This is a genomic window from Acinetobacter schindleri (assembly GCF_010918895.1).
Lineage (GTDB): Bacteria > Pseudomonadota > Gammaproteobacteria > Pseudomonadales > Moraxellaceae > Acinetobacter > Acinetobacter schindleri.
On the sequence record NZ_CP044483.1, the window covers coordinates 1603097 to 1623179 of the forward strand.

General features: G+C 38.4%; 19 protein-coding genes and 1 pseudogene. 8 read left to right on the forward strand and 12 right to left on the reverse strand.

Annotation, left to right across the window (positions count from 1 at the left end; genetic code table 11):
- The first annotated feature begins 12 nt into the window (after positions 1-12).
- Entirely contained in the window at positions 13-1503 is a 1491-nt protein-coding gene (locus FSC11_RS07780; RefSeq protein ID WP_163166141.1) for an amidase, read from the forward strand.
- Between the two features lie 19 nt (positions 1504-1522).
- Here FSC11_RS07780 and FSC11_RS07785 read toward each other — a convergent pair whose 3' ends face one another.
- The 4 genes and pseudogenes from FSC11_RS07785 to FSC11_RS16135 form a co-directional block, all read right to left on the reverse strand.
- A complete protein-coding gene (locus tag FSC11_RS07785) occupies positions 1523-2689 on the reverse strand; it encodes an MFS transporter (RefSeq protein ID WP_163166143.1) in 1167 nt (388 codons plus the stop codon).
- 1378 nt (positions 2690-4067) lie between these two features.
- Complete coding sequence (locus tag FSC11_RS16130) at positions 4068-4208, reverse strand: hypothetical protein (protein WP_171521706.1); 141 nt, start codon at positions 4206-4208, stop codon at positions 4068-4070.
- Between the two features lie 413 nt (positions 4209-4621).
- Positions 4622-5055, reverse strand: a pseudogene (locus FSC11_RS07790) (Hsp20 family protein).
- A 710-nt stretch (positions 5056-5765) separates the two neighbouring features.
- Positions 5766-5906 (reverse strand): hypothetical protein, encoded by a 141-nt coding sequence (locus FSC11_RS16135; RefSeq protein WP_171521707.1) that lies wholly within the window; start codon positions 5904-5906, stop codon positions 5766-5768.
- 466 nt (positions 5907-6372) lie between these two features.
- On the opposite strand from FSC11_RS16135, the gene FSC11_RS07795 reads away from it, so the two are divergent.
- Positions 6373-7017 carry an SOS response-associated peptidase gene (locus FSC11_RS07795; RefSeq protein ID WP_163166145.1) on the forward strand — a complete coding sequence of 215 codons (645 nt, stop codon included), beginning with the start codon at positions 6373-6375 and terminating at the stop codon, positions 7015-7017.
- A 124-nt stretch (positions 7018-7141) separates the two neighbouring features.
- Here the strand turns inward: FSC11_RS07795 and FSC11_RS07800 are convergent, their stop codons facing one another.
- On the reverse strand, positions 7142-7342 hold the full coding sequence (locus FSC11_RS07800) for a hypothetical protein (protein WP_005221851.1): 201 nt from the start codon (positions 7340-7342) through the stop codon (positions 7142-7144).
- A gap of 387 nt (positions 7343-7729) precedes the next feature.
- Between FSC11_RS07800 and FSC11_RS07805 the strand changes: the two genes are divergently transcribed.
- Positions 7730-7990 carry a WYL domain-containing protein gene (locus tag FSC11_RS07805; protein ID WP_163166147.1) on the forward strand — a complete coding sequence of 87 codons (261 nt, stop codon included), beginning with the start codon at positions 7730-7732 and terminating at the stop codon, positions 7988-7990.
- A 325-nt stretch (positions 7991-8315) separates the two neighbouring features.
- Here the strand turns inward: FSC11_RS07805 and FSC11_RS07810 are convergent, their stop codons facing one another.
- Positions 8316-8600 carry a hypothetical protein gene (locus tag FSC11_RS07810; RefSeq protein ID WP_004809157.1) on the reverse strand — a complete coding sequence of 95 codons (285 nt, stop codon included), beginning with the start codon at positions 8598-8600 and terminating at the stop codon, positions 8316-8318.
- A 907-nt stretch (positions 8601-9507) separates the two neighbouring features.
- Positions 9508-9738 carry a hypothetical protein gene (locus FSC11_RS07815; RefSeq protein ID WP_163166150.1) on the reverse strand — a complete coding sequence of 77 codons (231 nt, stop codon included), beginning with the start codon at positions 9736-9738 and terminating at the stop codon, positions 9508-9510.
- Between the two features lie 252 nt (positions 9739-9990).
- Between FSC11_RS07815 and FSC11_RS07820 the strand changes: the two genes are divergently transcribed.
- Together FSC11_RS07820 and FSC11_RS07825 are read left to right on the forward strand one after the other, a co-directional pair.
- Complete coding sequence (locus FSC11_RS07820) at positions 9991-10473, forward strand: CinA family protein (protein WP_163166152.1); 483 nt, start codon at positions 9991-9993, stop codon at positions 10471-10473.
- A 38-nt stretch (positions 10474-10511) separates the two neighbouring features.
- Positions 10512-11126, forward strand: coding sequence for an aminotransferase (locus FSC11_RS07825; RefSeq protein ID WP_163167742.1), 615 nt, complete (start codon positions 10512-10514; stop codon positions 11124-11126).
- Between the two features lie 95 nt (positions 11127-11221).
- Here the strand turns inward: FSC11_RS07825 and prpC are convergent, their stop codons facing one another.
- Both prpC and prpB read right to left on the reverse strand, forming a co-directional pair.
- Complete coding sequence (gene prpC, locus FSC11_RS07830; protein ID WP_163166154.1) at positions 11222-12364, reverse strand: bifunctional 2-methylcitrate synthase/citrate synthase; 1143 nt, start codon at positions 12362-12364, stop codon at positions 11222-11224.
- Between the two features lie 4 nt (positions 12365-12368).
- Positions 12369-13253, reverse strand: a complete 885-nt coding sequence (gene prpB, locus FSC11_RS07835) for a methylisocitrate lyase (RefSeq protein WP_004810717.1) — start codon at positions 13251-13253, stop codon at positions 12369-12371.
- Positions 13254-13485: 232 nt separating this feature from the next.
- Between prpB and FSC11_RS07840 the strand changes: the two genes are divergently transcribed.
- Both FSC11_RS07840 and argF read left to right on the forward strand, forming a co-directional pair.
- Complete coding sequence (locus FSC11_RS07840) at positions 13486-14139, forward strand: TetR/AcrR family transcriptional regulator (RefSeq protein ID WP_163166156.1); 654 nt, start codon at positions 13486-13488, stop codon at positions 14137-14139.
- A 110-nt stretch (positions 14140-14249) separates the two neighbouring features.
- Positions 14250-15170 carry an ornithine carbamoyltransferase gene (gene argF / locus FSC11_RS07845; RefSeq protein ID WP_004812788.1) on the forward strand — a complete coding sequence of 307 codons (921 nt, stop codon included), beginning with the start codon at positions 14250-14252 and terminating at the stop codon, positions 15168-15170.
- A 53-nt stretch (positions 15171-15223) separates the two neighbouring features.
- On the opposite strand, the gene FSC11_RS07850 is transcribed toward argF, so the two are convergent.
- On the reverse strand, positions 15224-16516 hold the full coding sequence (locus FSC11_RS07850) for an MFS transporter (protein WP_163166158.1): 1293 nt from the start codon (positions 16514-16516) through the stop codon (positions 15224-15226).
- A gap of 339 nt (positions 16517-16855) precedes the next feature.
- Between FSC11_RS07850 and FSC11_RS07855 the strand changes: the two genes are divergently transcribed.
- Complete coding sequence (locus tag FSC11_RS07855) at positions 16856-17332, forward strand: hypothetical protein (protein WP_048881647.1); 477 nt, start codon at positions 16856-16858, stop codon at positions 17330-17332.
- Between the two features lie 18 nt (positions 17333-17350).
- On the opposite strand, the gene FSC11_RS07860 is transcribed toward FSC11_RS07855, so the two are convergent.
- On the reverse strand, positions 17351-17704 hold the full coding sequence (locus FSC11_RS07860) for a YnfA family protein (protein ID WP_163166160.1): 354 nt from the start codon (positions 17702-17704) through the stop codon (positions 17351-17353).
- 102 nt (positions 17705-17806) lie between these two features.
- Positions 17807-20083: an ATP-dependent Clp protease ATP-binding subunit ClpA gene (gene clpA / locus FSC11_RS07865; RefSeq protein WP_163166162.1), complete on the reverse strand. Its 2277-nt coding sequence runs from the start codon at positions 20081-20083 to the stop codon at positions 17807-17809.

The following is a 20083-nucleotide window of genomic DNA, read 5'->3' on the forward strand; positions in this document are numbered from 1 at the left end:
ACAGGGAATGTCATGAATTATCAGGAATATCTTAGCTATGATGGTCTGGGACTGGCCGAGCTGGTCGCAAAAAAAGAAATCCATGCTTCAGAGTTACTGAATATTGCTTTAGAACGCAGTAATCAGGTCAATCCTGAATTAAATGCCATCGTGATCCCGATGCATGATTATGCCTTAAAACGTACTGAGGCAAATTTATCAGGTCCTTTTGCAGGTGTGCCCTTCTTGGTTAAAGATCTGTTTCAGGAGTATGCCGGTTATCCGACTTCTTATGGCTGTACTGGTTTTAAACGTATTGGCTATATTCCGGATACCAATGCGGAAATTGTGAATCGCTGGGAAAAGTCCGGCATTGTAACTTTTGGCCGCACCAATACACCTGAATTTGGAATCAAAGGCATTACCGAGCCAGATGCCTGGGGTAGCTGTAAAAACCCTTGGAACTTAGCCCATAACAGTGGCGGTTCATCAGGTGGTTCTGCTTCTGCTGTTGCCGGGGGGATCGTGCCGATTGCGGGTGCGGGTGATGGCGGTGGTTCGATTCGAATTCCTGCTTCTTATTGCGGTCTGTTTGGTTTGAAACCAAGCCGGGGACGTACACCTTGGGGGCCACAAATGAGTGAAGCCATGCATGGTGCAGCGATTCAGCACGTTCTGACCAAAACCGTTCGTGACAGCGCTGCGATGCTGGATGCTACGCATGGTGAAGATCATCATTCCATGTTCAAGATCGAACGACCACATACGCATTATCTGGAGATTATTCAGCAACCACCGAAAAAACTGAAAATTGCATTCAATACCAAATCTCCTATTGGCACCAAAATCTCCAAAGATGCAGTTCAGGCCATCGACCAGACAGTGAAACTTTTGGAATCATTAGGACATGAGGTAATTGAAGATCATCCAGCGATTGACGGGATGCAATTGGCTAAGGATTTTATTACCACCTGGTTCAGTCAGTTCTCTTATATGCTTGAGGAAATCCGTAGGCAATATCCGTCTAAATCAACTGATTTTGAGCTAGATTCTCTGGTGTTATGTGCTTTTGGTGCCAAGACCACGGCGATTGAATACATCCAGAATCTGAACAACTGGGGTGTCTATGTTTCCCAGATGAATCATTTCTTTGATTGCTATGATTTATACCTGACACCAGCAACGGCATCGGTGGCTCCACGCAATGGTGAAGTAAAAACACCCGCTTGGCAAAAACCGATTATGAAAGCATTACTGGGTATGGGAAGGGCACATCTATTGGCGCAGGGTAAACTGATTGATCAGATCGTCAAGGAAAACCTGAAATGGGTGCCATTTACCCAGTTATCCAATATCACTGGCCTACCCGCCATGTCAGTACCACTATACTGGAACGAGCAGAATCTACCATTAGGATCTCAATTTATCGCGCCGTTTGCTCGTGAAGATCTGTTATTACAACTGGCTGCGCAACTAGAAGAAGCGCAACCATGGTTCGATCGTTATAAAGATATTCAGATCTAATAATTCAAGAATCATTATTTCAGGTGGACTTTGTGGGTTCCACCTGATTGGGTAAACCAGATAAAAATAGTAAACCCATTAGCGTAGCCACAGCGGCATATATAAAGATAGTCGCACCGCCAAATTGATCCCAGTACTGACCAGCAAGAATACTGCCACTAGCGACGCCAATCCCCCACATGGTGCTATAGAGTGCTTGACCTCGTCCCTGCTGTCCTGCCGAGAAATTCTGGAAAATCACCCGCATCGCAATCATATGAAACAGGCCAAAACTAAAAGCATGAATACTTTGTGCCATAAACTGCACTATAAATGGCGAAGGCAGCAGACCTACAATCAGCCAACGCAATCCTGTCAGCAACAAACAGATTATTACCAGTGTTCGCCACGACCAGCGATTAAAAAATAAAGTCGCATAAGCAAACATGATAATTTCCGCAATCACCCCAACCGACCACAGTAGTCCAATCTGACTGGTACTATATCCATGCTGACTGAGAAAATTGCTATAGAAGCTATAAAATGGCGCATGGGAAAAAAGCATAATCAGCTCAATGATGAAAAAGCTGTAAACCACTGGCCGTTTCAAGATTGGCCATAACGGTTCAAGCTGTTTTTGTGCAGATGGCGCCGTCGAAGGTTCCTTAATGCTAAAGGACCAGATAAAAGCAAGAAATGAAATACACAGTAATAATACTGGCAGCATACTGACCGGGATAATTTCAAATATTGCTCCAACAGCAAAAACACCAACAATAAAACCCACCGATCCCCATTTACGCACTTTGCCATATAGCTCGGCACGTTTTTCTCCGAGCCAGAAAAGCGTCACACCTTCAAATTGCGCCAGAATCGCATTTTGGAAAAAGCTAAAAATTAGCATCAGCAATGCCACAGACTGAAAGCTGTTTGGAACGATAAAAATCATAAACCAGATACAGGCTTCCATCCAAGTAGCAATGCGCACCAGCAGCATGCGTTTGCCAGATTTGTCAGCAATCCAGCCCCAAATGAGGGGTGCAAAAAAGCGAGTGACAATGGCAATTGAAGATAGAATCCCGATCTCTGAATAACTGAAACCTTGATCTTCAAGATACAAACTCCAGAATGGCATGAATGCGCCTACAATGGCGTAATAAAAGAAATAGAATCCGCCAAGTCGCGACTGGATGGGAAGATTGAGCATTAAAATAGGCTTACCTAATGATTTATAAACTTAAAAGATTTAAAAATGAATCACATTGTATTCGTTTGTCTCCATTTCAACTCAACAATCTATAAAATTTATTTTTTGTGAATTTTTAGATTTTACGAAATTACTTTTCCAAAATTTTAATCAATTTCTTGTTGATTAAATCATTGTCATACCTCAAATAATGTCAGAAGCTTCTAATTATCAATAAGAATATTCATCCTATTTCATTAACATTTGATACTTGGTATATTTTTTATGAGCTTTTGGTTCATTACAGCTTTATATGAATGAATATCTACAAATAATACTTCATAAAAAACCTCCCGAGGGAGGTTTGATTACAAAGTATGGGCCAATACGTAGATGACTGTACTAATAATTACGATAGCCAATAAAGTTATTAATATTTCAAGCTTAGTCATTAAAGGACACTCTGACTTCTTGTTACTTATATTGTAGCCTATCTTAACACTGAATCCTAAATATAAAGGATTACTAGAAATTTTAAAATATTTGCACTTTATTAATTCAGATTAAATCTAATGAATCCAGTTAATTATATTTTCTATCATTAAATCGACAGACGGCTTACTTCCAATATGCATCTTTAAAAATTTGACTTTCATTATTCACCATGATCATTTTCATCAAAATCATTGAACCACGTACAAAGCTTTATCATTATGAATTTCTATTGAATATTTAATGATATTTTTTTAGCTTCTAATAGACCAGCCCTGACTTCACCTTAAGAAACAGGGTAACTTTATATCCAAATGTATCTAGCCCTACTGTACTAAACCTATTTAATTTCTTTCAAGCAATCGCGACATAACTTAATTTCTTCGCTATCAGCCGTACATTCAAACTCAATGGTACTATGTAGGCCAAATAAGCAAAGCACGAACTGGAACATATCGATCTCCTTGCTTTAGTGCTCCCCTATTCAAGATATAAGGAGAATGATCCCTAGAATTTAAAAATCTCATCTAACTATATAAAATTAATAGAAAATTAAACCGATCAATCCCTAATTACCATTTTATAGTCCTTAGCCAAATATTTTCTCTTAAAACTATTTAAAGATAACTTCTGAATAGATTCATGTAAGTATAGGAAATATACGTTAATAGTTCTTACCCGTTAGTTTTATGTTTCTTTAAGTACTTGTTAAACAAGTATGATGGCTTCTCATAAATATATAAATTGCCTAGAAAGCTACTAATTGCAAAATCAACAAATACTCAGCCTAGTCGTTTCTTCAGTTAAACAAGGCTAAGGATTACTTTAGCTAATATTTGCATTTGATTGTTATTATTCCTTTCTAAATAGTCAAAGACCTCACTCATTTGTGAGGCCTTTGATCAATTTATTCAGGAATATTTGGTGCCTTAGATTCTGTCCCCGCTTCGTGATGAGAACAGTTTTTTGCATTTCCTTTTTTATATTTAGCCTTTTTATAACAATATCCAGCTAATACACCTGCGCCAATCAATGTTAATAATTTCATTGCTCACCTCAATAGATTAGAAATAACAACCTCTATAGGTATCATCTATATGGATTGCATTCCAAAGCTATTTGGAAAGTTTTTTTAAATGAAAGGTTAATTTATGTGTATAAAATAAAAAAGCCCACATTCCTGTGAGCTTCCCCCTTAACCATTTTGCGCTGATTTAGGATAGTTGATAAAATATACAACGATCAAACAATAGACAATCTATAAAAAATATAAATATATATAGGTATTAAATATATATCTATATTAAATAAGTCTGAAATTTAATTATTGCAACAAATAATCAAACCAGCAACCTAGTTCTGAAGGTAATAAAAACCACCCGAAGGTGGCTTAAATTTGTTCTATTCTTATTAGAAAACTATTTTTATTATTGAGTCTTCGACTCTCCCCATACCTGTTCATTATTTTTTACGACCAATAGGAATCTGGCGTGCCATCGCCTTTTCAGGGACATTCCGTTGCAGCTCTATAGTCAATAAACCATTGTCATAATCTGCCTGCTGAATCTCGACATGCTCATCTAGGCGTAACGATAACTTAAATGAACGGCTTGCTGCATATTCTTATATAAATATTCAACGTTTGGATCATTTTTTTCTTCTTCTACTACTTCACCAATTATAGTCAGTACCTTGTTTTCCAAATTAATCTCAAGTTGATCCTGATTAAATCCTGCAGTTGCAATAGAAATACGATAATTATTATCTCCTGCTTTTTCAATATTATAGTGGGGATAGTTTGGCGTATCGCTTTGTAATGCAAAATCGAATAGATCACTTAAGCGGTCAAAACCAATACTCCGACGGAATAGTGGTGATAAACTGAAATTACTCATCGTAACACCCTCCTGATTTTATAAACTAGCTGAGACTTCATTATCGATTCTGATAATAGAATAAGAAGCAATATCTGGATTGCTATCTTATTTATCAGGGTACATGCAGGTATTTTCAACGGCAGAAATAAATGAAAATGCATTTCTTACCTTATTTATATTTTTCTCGGGAGATTTAGAAAAAATTATATTTAAGCAAGTATTTAAAACATCGTTTTTTTCTTAGGAAAGGCAAAAAATTAATATTTTTTTATAAAAAAAACCGCACCTTGGGGAAGATGCGGATAAAACTCGATATTTAATCAAGTGTGGAGCTTTTTGAACACCTAGTAAAATAATCAAGATTCAAGAAACTGTCAATAAAATATTTAACTAAAATCTTAATTGATAAAGATAAAATTTCCTATTTACCGGGTTTTATGAGCATCTATCTAAGTAGGCTCAATCCTTATTGTCACCTACCTCGCCCCCGTGGACCTGATGATCAATTTCAGTTGCACCCTTCAAAGCCAATAAACAAAATATAAGGTTTAGCATAATTTTTCTTCCTATGAATAAGTTTATGGGAATGTTTAAGTATTTTCCTCTTTTAACTACCTTGATTTAAATATCATCTTATTAAAAATTAAATAAGATCATTTACATCACATTAAAAATTTCCTGAATCTAAGAAAATTTGAGGAATCTACTTAACAATATTGTTCCAGCAATTAAGCCGAGAACTCTTTTAATAAAAATCTATTTACTGTCTCATCAAAATCCGGATTTGCGAGAATTGGCTGATTATTTTTAATAACTTGATAGCAACAGCTTGCAGCCACACCTACACCTAATAATGTCAACAATTTCATTGTTCACCTCAGATACTAAAAAGTTAAACTTAAACTATCATTCAAAATTGTAGCCTTCCAACTTAGTTTTGATGATTTTATGTTCTGTATGTAATTGAATGTAGGTAAGATAAATGGTGTTGGGTAAAAAATATACAGTTAAGTAAACATTGTAATTAACCTACTGTCTAGCACCACAGTTTTGTCAAAAAGGTCAATTCAGGTTAATTATGACTTAAATTACTTCTGTTTAATTATGTCCTTATTCTAATAAAAATAAAATAACAGGCATCCGGCATACTAGGTCTGAATGCATTACATGACCAGTTTCTTAAAGAGTAAAATGTTTATATTTCATGTTTAATACTGAGTGGAAAGTTATTCCAAACCTGCAAAAAGTGTAATTACGTTTTTAAGTGGTTTTGTGTCTATATTCATCTTATCTTAATTTTTATTACAGATAAAAATTAGAATGTAGAGGTCAATTATGTGCTCAAACTATGAGTTTCCTTCGAAACAACGCTTGTCTTTACTCGACATTCATGAAGAGCAGCTGGAATTAGAAATTAAATCTCATGTCTATCCACTTGCACCTGCTCCTATCATTATGCGTGGTACGGAAAATTTTGAACTCGATATTGCCCATTTTGGACTAATCCCTTCCTGGGCGAAAGAATTAAAATTTGGTCGTCACACCTATAATGCACGTACTGAAACAGTTGCCGGCAAACCCAGTTTTCGGCATGCCTGGGTAAAAAATCAATTTGCATTGGTGCCTGTAGATGTGTTCTATGAACCTAAATATATAGATGGAAATTCACATTGGTTTGGAATTTCACATGCAGATGGTAACCCTTTTACTGTTGCTGCAATTTATGATGATGCCCATATTGATGGCAAGAGAATCAGATCTTTTTCAATGTTGACCATGAACGCAGATAAACATCCATTTATGAAACAGTTTCACCGTCCAGACGATGAAAAGCGTTCGATTATTGTCATCCCGGAAAAATTGCGCTATGACTGGTTGCACTGTAGTCATGAAGAAGCCAATGATTTTTTTATTGAAATGAAAGACGAATTTATTGCCAAGCCTCAGAATAAAGAAAATTTATTAGATAAGAAAAATTAAGTACTCATAACAGCAGTCAGTTTACTTATTTAAATACTTATAGAGCAAAAATATTTTATTAACAATTTTTAAAAGACAATTAAAAGCCCAAATAAAATTGGGCTTTATTGGATTAGAATTAGTTTCACTCTTCCACTTCTAGAGGATCACCATCTTCCGGACGTGTATGACGCGTAGCATCATCTGCCGGGTCAACACTTGAACCATCTTTAGTAATTGCATTATATAATTCATCTTCCTTCTTATCATCGATAAATTCCTCGTCATCAAATTCCAGAGGCTCATTATCATCATCGAAGTTTAAAGGCTTTTCTTCATCTTTCATGGCGATCCCTTCATAATTATCATGAGAAATTCTTATGCTCAAACATTGGTTAAAGTTATTCAATAGTCAACAATCATCATTTGTGTAACTAAAAAGAAAGAAGAGTAAAATTTAAAATGTTTTAAAAAACTATCCGCTAATTCTTCTCTTAGCCTAAATCTATAATTTAAATGATTTAAAAATAAAATCTTTCTTGAAAGTAAGCTAACAAAGATAATCAGTTATCTTATACCTGATTAAAATAGAAATTTTATTAAGGGATGGATACACAACAAAACCATAACCTTCTAGAGATACTACATAATAAAACTCCGATTAGAATTATTTTTAAAACATGAGTTTATCAGTTGTATTTCATGCGATATTTATATTGATATCGAGGTTAATATGAGTAATCGGCATATCAAAGAAATAATTTCCTCAGCTGGACGTAACTTGCATACCATTATCATCACTGCGCGAGAAGATGATGGTTCAATTGAAACACGCGAGGCGGAACCTTATAGTTATCGTCGTAAAGGTAAGACTGAGAAATTTTTTTGTTATGACATCCGCAGAGATGGTATCCGAAATTTTCATGTTGATAATATTATTTTCGTTGAAGAAACAGAAAATACTTTTTATCCACGCTGGCTCGTAGAGGTTTAGGCTTAAACTTCATCAATAAAAATTAAACTGATCTAAAAAAGCCCGCCTATTATATTGCAGGTCAATTCTAACAAGTTTAATAATAAATGAAATTAACGAATTTTCTTATTGATTAATTTATGATCAATTCAGCTTTTTGATTTATAGAGTAACCAAAAATTTAATCAACTATTATCTATTTAAATGACATTTAAAAATAAGATGCATAATTTTTGGGATTGTACTTTATTATGCATTTTTTTCATCAATGTCCTTCCAAACTTAAATTCAGTTATGAAACCCAAAAGAAAACCGCCTTATGGCGGCTTTCTTCAAGTTTCAATACTTAGCGCTGTTGTCCGCGTTGATTTTGTTGATCACGCTGATGAGCTTGTTGTGTTGAATCTTGCTGCTGACCTTGTTGATTAGGCTGCTGTTGCTGTTGCAGATCCTGCTGATTCTGTTGATCTTGCTGGTTCTGCTGATTTTGCTGACGTTGATTTGGATTCTGTTGATTTTGCTGGTTAGGCTGTTGCTGTTGCTGTTGATTTGGATTTTGCCATTGGTCTTGCTGATTTTGCTGACGCTGTTGCTGATTCTGGTTCGGATTTTGTTGGTTTTGGTTAGCCATTGGAGACGCTCCTTTTTCCTTTATAAGTAAATGAACCGATCTTTACGAGTTCAGTATTTACTCTACAGCCTTCTGCATAAACTCCAAGTCATAACCTGTTACAGACTAATTCAATGTAAAATAATTTGATTTAAACCATTGATAATGCATTTTTACACTTACATTATTTACCCAAGCATCTCGTAAATAATAAGAATGGCTACTAATATGTGCAGATGAAATCTATATCTTAAAAAATGCAAAATTCTAATTTTATAAAATATAAACATTTTATGTATAATTCGTAAAATTATTAACTATGAAACTTAGATTTAATATTTTTTCAAGACATCAAAACCTATATAAAGATTCTAAATACTTTATACAGGGAAGATCAAAAATTGGTTATACACTTAATTAAAATACAAGTCATTTTTGAGAAGATTAAACAATTGGGTTAAGTATGGGGCGAAGACCCAATTACCGAACATTCTAGTCTAAATATATTCAAGTCAATTAGTATAGCTTTCTATCATATTATAATTTTGTATATAAGCAGAATCGTCAATCCCATGCACTACGACATAGTTTCCGCAATCTGTAACCATCTGAAGATTGATCAATACATTCACTTATGCAGAAAGACTAAAAATAAAACCAAAGGAATTACTGCTGATAAAAGTTTTTTCATGATATTCCCCTAAAAATGAAGGAAAATTTTATTTTTAATTATTAGTATATGATTAAAGCGAGGAACAAAAACAAAACAAAACAAAGCAACCCTTTTAAGATATTAATTACTGCATTATAAACCCTTTATATTATAAATAAAAATAAGTAAGCAAATATTTTATAATATATTGTTATCTAATAGTTTATTAAAAAAACCTCTAAGAAAGAGGTTTTTTAATCTTATTCAAATTATCAATTAAATCGCGACCATTTTTACAATAATCGTTTGGGTATCTTCTTTTTCATCGGGTAATTGCAAACGTTTTAACTCCTTGCTTTTCACCTTTAATTTTAAATTCTGGTAGGTAATAATCGTAGGAATCTGATCAAAATACTGTGCATCCGCATCAATTTCTTCCTGAAATAAAGGGGTACCCAACTGATAGTCCAGACTTTTCAGGACTACATATTTAACTGTAGTTTTCATTGTAACAACCTACTTTCATCAAGCACTTTATTTTTATTTTTACCACTGTTTAAGCTGAGATGATACCGTTAAATGCAAATTTTGCTTAACTCTTGGTCAAACACACTCATTCGCTGAATTTTGAACATGTGTATCTCATATTTAGCTTTTAACAGCATGTTTTGTATAAATGTATACAATCGTAAGGGTGATTGAAGAATCCGCATTTCGTCTATACATTGAATATATCACCCTCAAATAAAAATGATAGCCATGTTAAAAGAATGTTGGGATTTACTCGAACAAAAAAAACTGAAAGTTGCTTTTGTAGAAAGTGCAAGCTCAGGCTATTTAAGCAGCCAGTTTTCGCTTTATAAAGAATGTGGTGCACAAATTTTACTCGGTGGACTGGTTTGTTATGATGCCAATCTGAAAATGTCAATCTTAGGGGTACCTCAGGATTTAATTGATAAATATTCCCCAGAATCCCCGGAAGTGACGAATGCACTTGCGATTACCGGTCAGAAGCTGTTTCAAGAAGCAGATTTGATCGTAGCTTGTACCGGCTTGCTCAAACCTGGTGGCAGTGAATGTAAAGAAAAGCCGGTAGGAACTTTTTTTGTTTCGGTTTTCTATAAAGGTCAAACTTATGATTATCGCTATCTGATTGATGGTACACCTGAGGAACGCCTGGATATATTGACGGAACAGATTGCGGATCAAATGATGGATTTAATTGATAGCAAAACTGCTTAATTTCGCGTCTTTATAAAAATTGGTGGATGAGGATAATGATGAAAGCCAATATTAGTCTGTTTTTACTTGGTCTTTGTATTAGCCCATTGAGCCTTGCGACGGTGGGTGGCCCACAAAACCTTGAAGTTTTGGGTTATGAAGCCAAGGACCAAAAACTCTATCTGTTGCGCCATTATCTGGATGGGCGTGGACGTCTGCCTCAACTGTATTATTATAATTTTAAATCCAAGATGCCAAACCAGCTGATTCAGGTCAATTCCCTATATATCAATCCTAAAACCAAGAAAATTGACTATGATCAGAATAGCAAGAAGTTTGATCAGGAAATTGCCAAAATCAAGAAACGTTTGACTCCGGTAGTTCCTCTTCCGAAGCAGAATATTCAGCTCAAGTTACTAAAGACCAGAAAAGGCACTGCACCTGCATGGCATGATCCGAAACAAAGCGTACCTAAATGGACCTATCAATATCGGATTGAATCAGGTCACTATAAGAGTCCAATACAACAGGCTATCAGCTATAAACCCGATTTAAGGTTAAATCAGATCTATAAAATTCCGAAACAGGATAAATTACTGGTCACTGTAAAATATTTAGGCATTCAATTTGAAACTGGGTATCACATTGAAGATCCCGCCCTGCTCAGCCGTTAAACGAAAATTTAATAAAACTAGAACTAAATAAAAATAGTGTATAAAAAAATAAGGTCTCACTGGAGACCTTATTTTTTATTTACAATAGCTGTAACTTAAACTGCTATGGCGCCGCGCTCAGCAATTGGAATCACTTTACGTAGTTCCGGACCCGTATAGTCTGCGCTTGGACGGATAATACGGTTATCTGCGCGCTGTTCCATCACATGCGCTGCCCAACCGGTAACGCGTGACATCACAAAGATCGGTGTAAACAGTTTGGTTGGAATACCCATGAAGTGATAAGCAGATGCATGGAAGAAATCAGCATTACAGAATAATTTTTTCTCACGCCACATGACTTCTTCACAACGGACTGAAACTGGATAAAGTACAGTGTCGCCTACATCTTTCGCCAGCTTCTCTGACCACTGCTTGATAATGCCATTACGCGGATCATTGTCTTTGTAGATTGCATGACCGAAGCCCATGATCTTTTCTTTACGTTTCAGCATACCCAGCATTTCACGCTCAGCTTCTTCTGGCGACGTCCAGTTTTCAATCATATCCATCGCGGCTTCATTGGCACCACCATGCAGGGGACCACGTAGTGAGCCAATCGCACCGGTAATACAAGAATGCAAATCAGACAATGTCGATGCACATACGCGTGCGGTGAAAGTTGAAGCATTGAATTCATGCTCTGCATATAGAATCAGTGATACATTCATCACCTGCTCATGCAGCGCATTTGGCTTTTCACCACGCAGTAAGTGCAGGAATTGAGCACCGATTGAATCATCATCGGTATTTTCATCAATACGGATGCCGTCATGGCTATAGCGATACCAGTAACAGATAATCGCGGGTAGCGTTGCCAGAATACGATCCGCTACATCCTGCTGTTCAGCAAAAGACTTTTCTGTTTCCAGATTACCCAGCATGGAGACGCCGGTACGCATCACATCCATTGGATGCGAGTCCGCCGGAATGCGTTCCAGCACTTCTTTCAGTGCTTGCGGAAGGCGACGTAATGACTTTAGTTTTGCCTTATAAGCTGCAAGCTGCTCAGCAGTTGGCAATTCACCAAAGAAAATCAGATAAGCCACTTCTTCAAACTGGCAGTGTTCTGCCAGATCCTGCACATCGTAACCACGATATGTCAGTCCTGCACCGCTTTTGCCTACTGTTGAAAGTGCCGTTTTCCCTGCAACTTGTCCACGCAATCCTGCGCCAGTGAGTACTTTTCCTTCAGCCATTGTTTTAATTCTCCTGCTTAAACAGTTTATCTAATGTGTCTTCGAAGCTGTGATAATCTAAAAATTCGTAGAGTTCTTTTCGTTGCTGCATTTTGTCCAGTACATTTACCTGAGTACCGTTTTGACGGATCGACTGCATCACTTCTAAAGCCGCCTTTTGCATTGCACGGGTAGCTGACAGTGGATATAGCACCATACGAATGCCCTGCTCAGCCAGTTCTTCGGTGGTGTAATACGGTGTATCACCAAATTCGGTGATATTTGCCAAAACAGGTACACCCACCGCATCGCAGACTGTTCTATACATGGTGATGTCCGTCATTGCCTCAGCAAAGATCGCATCCGCACCCGCTTCTACACAGGCGCAAGCACGATCAATCACAGCCTGTAAGCCTTCTTTTTGCAAGGCATCGGTACGTGCCATGACCACAAAGTTAGAATCCGTTTTGGCATCCACTGCCGCCTTGATCCGGTCTACCATTTCCTGTTGCGATACGATTTCTTTATTTGGACGGTGGCCGCAACGCTTTTGTGCTACCTGGTCTTCAATATGTACTGCTGCTGCGCCAGCTGCAATCATCTGCTTAATGCTACGAGCAATATTAAATGCACCACCCCAGCCTGTATCAATATCTACCAGTAATGGCGTATCCACACGTTCAGTAATACGGCGTACATCTTCAAGGACATTATCAAGACTGGTCATGCCCAGGTCAGGCAATCCATAAGAATAATTGGCCACACCGGCACCAGAGACATAAAGGGCTTTATAACCGACCTGTTTCGCCATCATGGCTGCATAGGCATTTACGGTTCCAATGATTTGTAGTGGTTTCTCAGTTTCTAATGCTTCTCTAAACTTTAAACCTGCAGACATTTGTTGTGTCATCTTCCCTTTCCACAGTGTTGGCTATAATTATTGAAGTTCGAGTATACCTATTCAAAATGCTCAATCCATGGCCTGATAGAATAAAAACTCTAAAACTTTAGTCAAATAATGCGGATAGATTTAGCATAAATCTTAGTCAAGATAATAGATACAGCAGTCTCCATGAAATGTGCGCACAACTTTGTTATGATGGCAACTGAAATAATCGAAAAGTGCTGATTTAGTCGTCAATATGCAGGATCTCGTTCAACTGGAACCCTTAGCCAAAGATGTGCCACAGACCAAGCGTAGTCATGAGCGCTGTCTCGCCCTTTTGATCAGTGCAACAGAGCTGTTCCTGGAACATGGTTATGATGCTGTATCACTGGATGATATTGTCAATCATGCCGGTGGCTCCAAGGCATCTATTTATAAATACTTTGGCAATAAAGAATGCCTGTTTAAGTCGATTTGTGATTATCGCCGTACCCAGTTCTTTAAAGATATCTGTCTCCCCTTCTCTTTAGACAGTTCTAAAGATTTTAGAAGCTATTTAATTCAGACCTTGCTGAACTTCTACCAGCATATCAAACAGCCGGAAAATGCTGCATTTATGCGGCTGGTGCTGGAACAAAGTGGACGCAATCTGGATATTGCTCGGCATATTCATGAACAGGGACCAAAACATATCCAGCACTCTATTGCTGAAGTCTTGTCACAGGCACATGCCAAAGGTCTGCTCAGCTGTCCAAATCCATTATTTTCTGCACAATTGTATTTCGGTATTTTAAGAAATATGGAATGGCGCATTTTAATGGGTTTGCCAAGTGATGAAACTGATCAGGAAACTGTCGAATATGTGAATTATTGTGTCGATCGTTTCCTGGACGGTCATCAAAAGGTCTAGTTTTTTTGCAATTTCCTATTCATATAGTATATTAGCCGATTCCGTATTTTTTTAACTAACCAACAACTAATTGTTGAACCAGTTTTTCAGCAATTATTGTGGAGTAACGAATGGCTCTCCGTCACTTTCTGACTTTACGCGATCTATCGACTTTAGAACTTAACCAGATACTGCAACGCGCCATCGAGCTCAAGCGCAAACAGCATAACAATGAAGTTTTCCAACCGTTTGTTGGTAAAGTTATGGGAATGATTTTTGAGAAATCCAGTACCCGCACGCGTGTTTCGTTTGAAGCTGGCATGACCCAATTCGGCGGCAGCGCAATTTTCCTGTCTTCACGTGATACTCAATTGGGCCGTGGCGAACCTATCGAAGATTCTGCACGTGTGATTTCAAGCATGCTTGATGTAGTGATGATCCGTACTTTTGGTCATGACATCGTTGAACGTTTTGCTTCTTATTCAAAAGTACCTGTGATTAATGCTCTGACTGATGATCACCATCCTTGCCAGCTGCTTGCTGACATGCAGACTTACCTGGAACATCGTGGTCCAATCGAAGGTAAAACTGTGGCGTGGATCGGTGATGGCAACAATATGTGTAATTCATATATTGAAGCTGCGCATATGTGGGGCTTTAAGCTGAAAATTGCTGCGCCTAAAGGTTATGAGCCACAAGAAAAATTCCTGTCTGAATTTGCACACTGTGTAGAGCTGGTTGATTCAGCTGAAGATGCGGCAGTCAATGCTGATCTGATCGTAACTGACGTTTGGGCAAGTATGGGACAGGAAGAAGAACAGAAAATCCGTGAAAAAGCATTTGCTGATTATCAGGTCAATGAGCGCTTGATGGATCTGGCTCACCCCGACTGCCTGTTTATGCACTGTTTGCCAGCACACCGTGGCGAAGAAATTTCAGAAAATATGCTGGATCACAAAAATGCCGTGGTTTGGGATGAAGCTGAAAACCGTCTACATGCTCAGAAAGCATTGGTTGAATTTCTGATTAATGAAAATCTGAAAAAAGACTAAATTTTCTTTCAATAAAAAAGCACCAAATCCGGTGCTTTTTTATTACTCAAAGATTAATGATCATCTTTTAAATATTTTGGTTCTTTCGGTAATTGCCAGCTACAGAAGAAACATACAATCAGCATTACAATGACATACACGAAGAAGGTATTTTCAATACCTGCTGATTTAAACTGTAATGCGACCGAAGGTGCTGAACCCCCAAAGACGGCATTCCCCACTGCATAAGAGAAACCTACTCCTAAAGCTCGTACATGTGGTGGGAACATTTCTGCTTTTACGATACCGCCAATCGAGGTATAGAGACTCAGTAACATCATCAGGAAAATCAGCAATAATGCAACGATCACTGGGGTATCACTGAAGACCCGCATACCGACCGCCATGACCGGATAAATCGCAATCGCCATCAACCCACTAAACAGCAGCATACAGAGTCGACGACCAATTCGATCCGATAAAGCACCAAAAACTGGCTGTGCAATCATCAATATAAAGATACAGGCCGTCATAATAAATCCGACAGTCTTTGGATCAATACCGATATTGGTTAAATAGGTTTTTGAATAAACCGTAATCACATAGAAGCTTAGTGAACCCGCTGAAGTATAGCCAACCACCAGCAAGAATGTTTTCCAATGGTTCTTGAACAATTCTTTAAGTGTACCTGAATCTTCCTTATCACTATCTTCCGTAGATAGCGTTTCTTCAAGACGGCTACGTGCCAATAAAGAAACAATTGCCGCAATACCACCAATCACAAACGGGATACGCCAGCCACCATCAAGTAACTGTTGTTCGCTCATAAAGCCCAGGAAAATAACCCCGAGTAAACTTGCCAGCAACTGACCACCGGTCAAGGTCACATATTGGAAAGATGAGAAAAATCCACGCTGACCTTTTAAACCCAGCTCACTCATATAGGTCGCAACAGCGCCATATTCACCACCGACTGATAAGCCCTGTAACAGACGCACCAGCAGCAGCAAGAATGGTGCTGCCATACCCACCTGCTCATAAGTTGGTAAAGCTGCGAATAGGAATGAACTGATGGCCATTAAACAGATCGAAATGACCATGGATTTTTTACGGCCATGTTTATCGGCAATACGACCAAATAGCCAGCTACCTATCGGGCGCATAAAGAAGCTGGCAGCAAATACACCCCAGACATAAATTGCCTGAGTTGAACTGTCCATATTTGGTGCAGTGAGTGCCTTGGTAAAATAAACCGCAAATACAGCATAGATATAAAAATCGAACCATTCGACCAGGTTACCGGAGGCTGCCCCGACGATTCCTTTAATACGACTGTTTTTTTCCTGCTTGGAATAAGCTTGACTCAAAATATGACATCCTTATTTTTAAATCATTGAAGTTTCTTGTTTATAGGCAAATATTTTATGCCTTTAAACTTAGATATTTTTTTTGCATGCACCCTACGTACTTACCGGTATGCTGCGTGGGGAGGTGTAAGACTATAAACCTAGATGAAATCCCATACAAAAAATAAAGTGTAATTATTGATAGATTTTTCACATAAAAAGTCTTTTAAACTTCAATATTTAAAAATAAGCAAAAAGAAGAAATCCGAGGAGGCAGGAGAATTAACCAGGTAGAGTTGCGTACAGATCTTATCCATGCTCTTATAATCCGCAAAACACAGTAATAATTTGTGGCCTTAAATGAAATATAAAATAAATCTATTCACTGCTTTAACCCTTGGCATTAGTTTTCTTAGTAGTCAGGTTAATGCTTCCGAATTTGATCAATACCTGCAACAGCAACAGATCATTGATTCAAAATTTAAAATCAAGAAAAAAGCAGAACTGAATGAAATGCTGGCTGTATTAAGTGCGGAAGATTCTAAAACTTTGCCCCTGCAAATTGATCACAACACAATTATTGAACGACTGAAACTCACTGCTAATAAAACCGAATTAAAAGGTTTAATTATTACTCCCGACTTTGCCCAGTTTGAAAAAGATCTAGGTCCTAAGGAAGTGACTCAGCTTATCCGCAAAAACTTATTACAGAACTGCGGTATTTTCTTTGAGCACCGTTATCAGTTAGAAAATCCCTATAAAGTGATGCTAGAACTGAGTTCCACTACTCGATCTTATGACGTTGAAATATCGCAGAAGGACTGTAAAGGGAACTAAGTTTCTACAGGAAGTAAATCAACGGATTAAACCTTGGGGTTGCATGATAATAATCAGCGCCCCAAATATCACCACTGCACCACCAAGCAAATCCCATCGAGACAGGCTGATCTGATCTACAAAACGCAACCACATCAAAGCAGTAAAGATATAGATACCACCATAAGCTGCATAGATCCGGCCTGAAGCAGCTGGATGCAAAGTTAATAGCCAGACAAAGGCCGCCAAAGCCAGAGCTGTCGGAATCCATAACCAGTGACTTCTTCCCTGATTCAAAATCAGATAGGGAAAATAACAGCCTAGAATTTCCATCACCGCCGTGACCAGGAACAGACAAAAAGTCGTAATAAGTTTAGTGAACTGAAATTCCATATTTTGTTAAATCTAAGCCAAGCAATAAATCTTGATCAGATCATAGCAATAAAGAAATAAAATAACCCGTGCAAGCACGGGTTATTTTACGATGAGTAGAATTTAGGCTGGTTCAGCAGTCTGATCTTCAAACACTTCAAGTTTCAAGCCTACAGCTTTGCCATTTTCTTTCTTCACAGATACAGCAACATTACCGCCATTATCTGCCAGCTCACCAAACAGAATCATTTCTGCCAATGGTTTTTTCAAATGCTCCTGAATCAGACGCTGCATTGGACGCGCGCCCATCAATCGATCGTAACCATTTTCAGCCATCCATTCACGTGCACTCTGATCCACTTCCAGAATAACTTTCTTCTCATCTAGCTGTGCCTGCAATTCGGTTAAGAACTTGTCGACTACATTTTCAATGATCGTACTTGGCAAGGCCTTGAACTGGATCACACCATCGAGACGGTTACGGAATTCAGGTGAGAATGCTTTCTTCATCGCTTCCTGGTTATCATTGCTGTTGTCTTGTTCCATGAAACCGATACTGACACGTGAAATGCTTTCGGCGCCAATATTGGTGGTCAGTACAAGCACCACATTACGGAAGTCTGACTTGCGACCGTTGTTATCGGTCAATGAGCCATGATCCATAATTTGTAGCAACAAGTTAAATACATCCGGATGTGCCTTTTCGATTTCATCCAGTAGCAATACACAGTGTGGATTCTTGTGAATCGCATCGGTCAACAAACCACCTTGGTCAAAACCAACATAGCCTGGAGGTGCACCAATCAGACGGGATACCGCATGACGTTCCATATATTCAGACATATCGAAACGAACCAGCTCCACACCCATCAGTTTTGCTAATTGTTTGGTGACTTCAGTTTTACCAACACCCGTTGGACCAGCAAAGACAAAACTACCGACTGGCTTATCTGGAGATTTCAGACCTGCCCGAGACAGCTTGATTGCGGAACCGAGTGCTTCAATGGCTTCATCCTGACCGAAGACCACACGTTTCAAATCACGCTCAAGATTTTCTAATACAGTCTTGTCATCTTTAGAAACTGTTTTTGGTGGAATACGGGCAATTTTCGACACGATGTCTTCGATATTTTCTACCGTAATCAGGCTATCGTCTTGCTCGGCTTTTAAACGGCGTTGCGCACCCGCTTCATCGATCACATCAATGGCTTTATCTGGCAAGAAACGGTCATTAATAAACTTCGCTGACAGTTCTACCGCTGATACCAAAGCCTGATCTTCATATTGAACATGATGGAAATCTTCAAACTTAGATTTCAGACCACGTAAAATATCAATAGTTTCAGAGATAGAAGGCTCATTCACATCAATTTTCTGGAAACGGCGCGATAAAGCATGATCTTTTTCAAAGACCTGACGGTATTCCTGGAATGTGGTCGAACCTATGCAACGCAATGAACCATTTGCCAGTGCTGGCTTAATCAGGTTCGATGCATCCATGGTGCTGCCCATACTAGAACCTGCACCAATGATCATATGAATCTCATCAATGAACAGCACTGCATCCGGTTTTTTCTTTAAAGCATTGAGAAGTTGTTTCAGACGTTTTTCAAAGTCACCACGGTATTTGGTTCCTGCCACCAGTGCACCGATATCCAGACTATAGATTTCGGCATTTTCTAGTGGTTTAGGGGCTTTACCATTGACAATCAGCCAAGCCAGACCTTCAGCAATCGATGTTTTACCCACACCTGGATCACCGACCAGCAACGGATTATTTTTACGGCGACGACAAAGAATTTGTGCAGCACGCTCAATTTCTTTTTCACGACCAATCAATGGATCAGTTTTACCTTTTTGCGCTTCGTGATTCAGGTTAGTGGTGTACAGATCTAGTGGACCTGAAGCATTGGATGATCCAGTTTCGCCATCCAGTTCCTCAAGTTCTTCTTCGTTCTGCACTTCTTCCTTGCGGGTACCATGCGACAGATATTGAGTCAAGGTTAAACGGTTAATCTGATGACGTTTCAGCAGATACACTGCAAACGAATCACGCTCTGAGTACATCGCAACTAGAATGTCCGCACCTTCTACCGTACGGTCTCCACCACTTGACTGTACATGAAAAATGGCACGCTGCAGAATCCGGTCAAAACTTTCAGTCGGATGAGGTGCCTGATCGTTATTTTCGCCGAGTTTTGGAGTGTGTTGTTCTACGTATTCTTCAAGTTCTTTACGCAGCACAATAATGTCTGCACCGCATGCTTTAAGGGCATTCACGGCAGAATCGTTGTCGAGTAAAGCCAATAACAAATGTTCTACTGTCAGAAACTCATGTCTCTTTTGACGAGCCATGCTAACAGCCAAACGTAGTGATACTTCTAATTGACGACTGAGCAT

What these genes read in the sequence shown, in the direction of transcription:
- FSC11_RS16135 (WP_171521707.1), bottom strand. Translation starts at nt 5,906, where the DNA reads ATGAAATTGTTGACATTATTAGGTGTAGGTGTGGCTGCAAGCTGTTGC.
- argF (WP_004812788.1), top strand. Translation starts at nt 14,250, where the DNA reads ATGGCTCTCCGTCACTTTCTGACTTTACGCGATCTATCGACTTTAGAA.
- FSC11_RS07785 (WP_163166143.1), bottom strand. Translation starts at nt 2,689, where the DNA reads ATGCTCAATCTTCCCATCCAGTCGCGACTTGGCGGATTCTATTTCTTT.
- FSC11_RS07805 (WP_163166147.1), top strand. Translation starts at nt 7,730, where the DNA reads ATGAGTAATCGGCATATCAAAGAAATAATTTCCTCAGCTGGACGTAAC.
- FSC11_RS07820 (WP_163166152.1), top strand. Translation starts at nt 9,991, where the DNA reads ATGTTAAAAGAATGTTGGGATTTACTCGAACAAAAAAAACTGAAAGTT.
- FSC11_RS07780 (WP_163166141.1), top strand. Translation starts at nt 13, where the DNA reads ATGAATTATCAGGAATATCTTAGCTATGATGGTCTGGGACTGGCCGAG.
- FSC11_RS07800 (WP_005221851.1), bottom strand. Translation starts at nt 7,342, where the DNA reads ATGAAAGATGAAGAAAAGCCTTTAAACTTCGATGATGATAATGAGCCT.
- FSC11_RS07855 (WP_048881647.1), top strand. Translation starts at nt 16,856, where the DNA reads ATGAAATATAAAATAAATCTATTCACTGCTTTAACCCTTGGCATTAGT.
- FSC11_RS07810 (WP_004809157.1), bottom strand. Translation starts at nt 8,600, where the DNA reads ATGGCTAACCAAAACCAACAAAATCCGAACCAGAATCAGCAACAGCGT.
- FSC11_RS07815 (WP_163166150.1), bottom strand. Translation starts at nt 9,738, where the DNA reads ATGAAAACTACAGTTAAATATGTAGTCCTGAAAAGTCTGGACTATCAG.
- FSC11_RS07825 (WP_163167742.1), top strand. Translation starts at nt 10,512, where the DNA reads ATGAAAGCCAATATTAGTCTGTTTTTACTTGGTCTTTGTATTAGCCCA.
- prpB (WP_004810717.1), bottom strand. Translation starts at nt 13,253, where the DNA reads ATGACACAACAAATGTCTGCAGGTTTAAAGTTTAGAGAAGCATTAGAA.
- FSC11_RS16130 (WP_171521706.1), bottom strand. Translation starts at nt 4,208, where the DNA reads ATGAAATTATTAACATTGATTGGCGCAGGTGTATTAGCTGGATATTGT.
- FSC11_RS07840 (WP_163166156.1), top strand. Translation starts at nt 13,486, where the DNA reads ATGCAGGATCTCGTTCAACTGGAACCCTTAGCCAAAGATGTGCCACAG.
- FSC11_RS07795 (WP_163166145.1), top strand. Translation starts at nt 6,373, where the DNA reads ATGTGCTCAAACTATGAGTTTCCTTCGAAACAACGCTTGTCTTTACTC.
- clpA (WP_163166162.1), bottom strand. Translation starts at nt 20,083, where the DNA reads ATGCTCAGTCGTCAATTAGAAGTATCACTACGTTTGGCTGTTAGCATG.
- FSC11_RS07860 (WP_163166160.1), bottom strand. Translation starts at nt 17,704, where the DNA reads ATGGAATTTCAGTTCACTAAACTTATTACGACTTTTTGTCTGTTCCTG.
- prpC (WP_163166154.1), bottom strand. Translation starts at nt 12,364, where the DNA reads ATGGCTGAAGGAAAAGTACTCACTGGCGCAGGATTGCGTGGACAAGTT.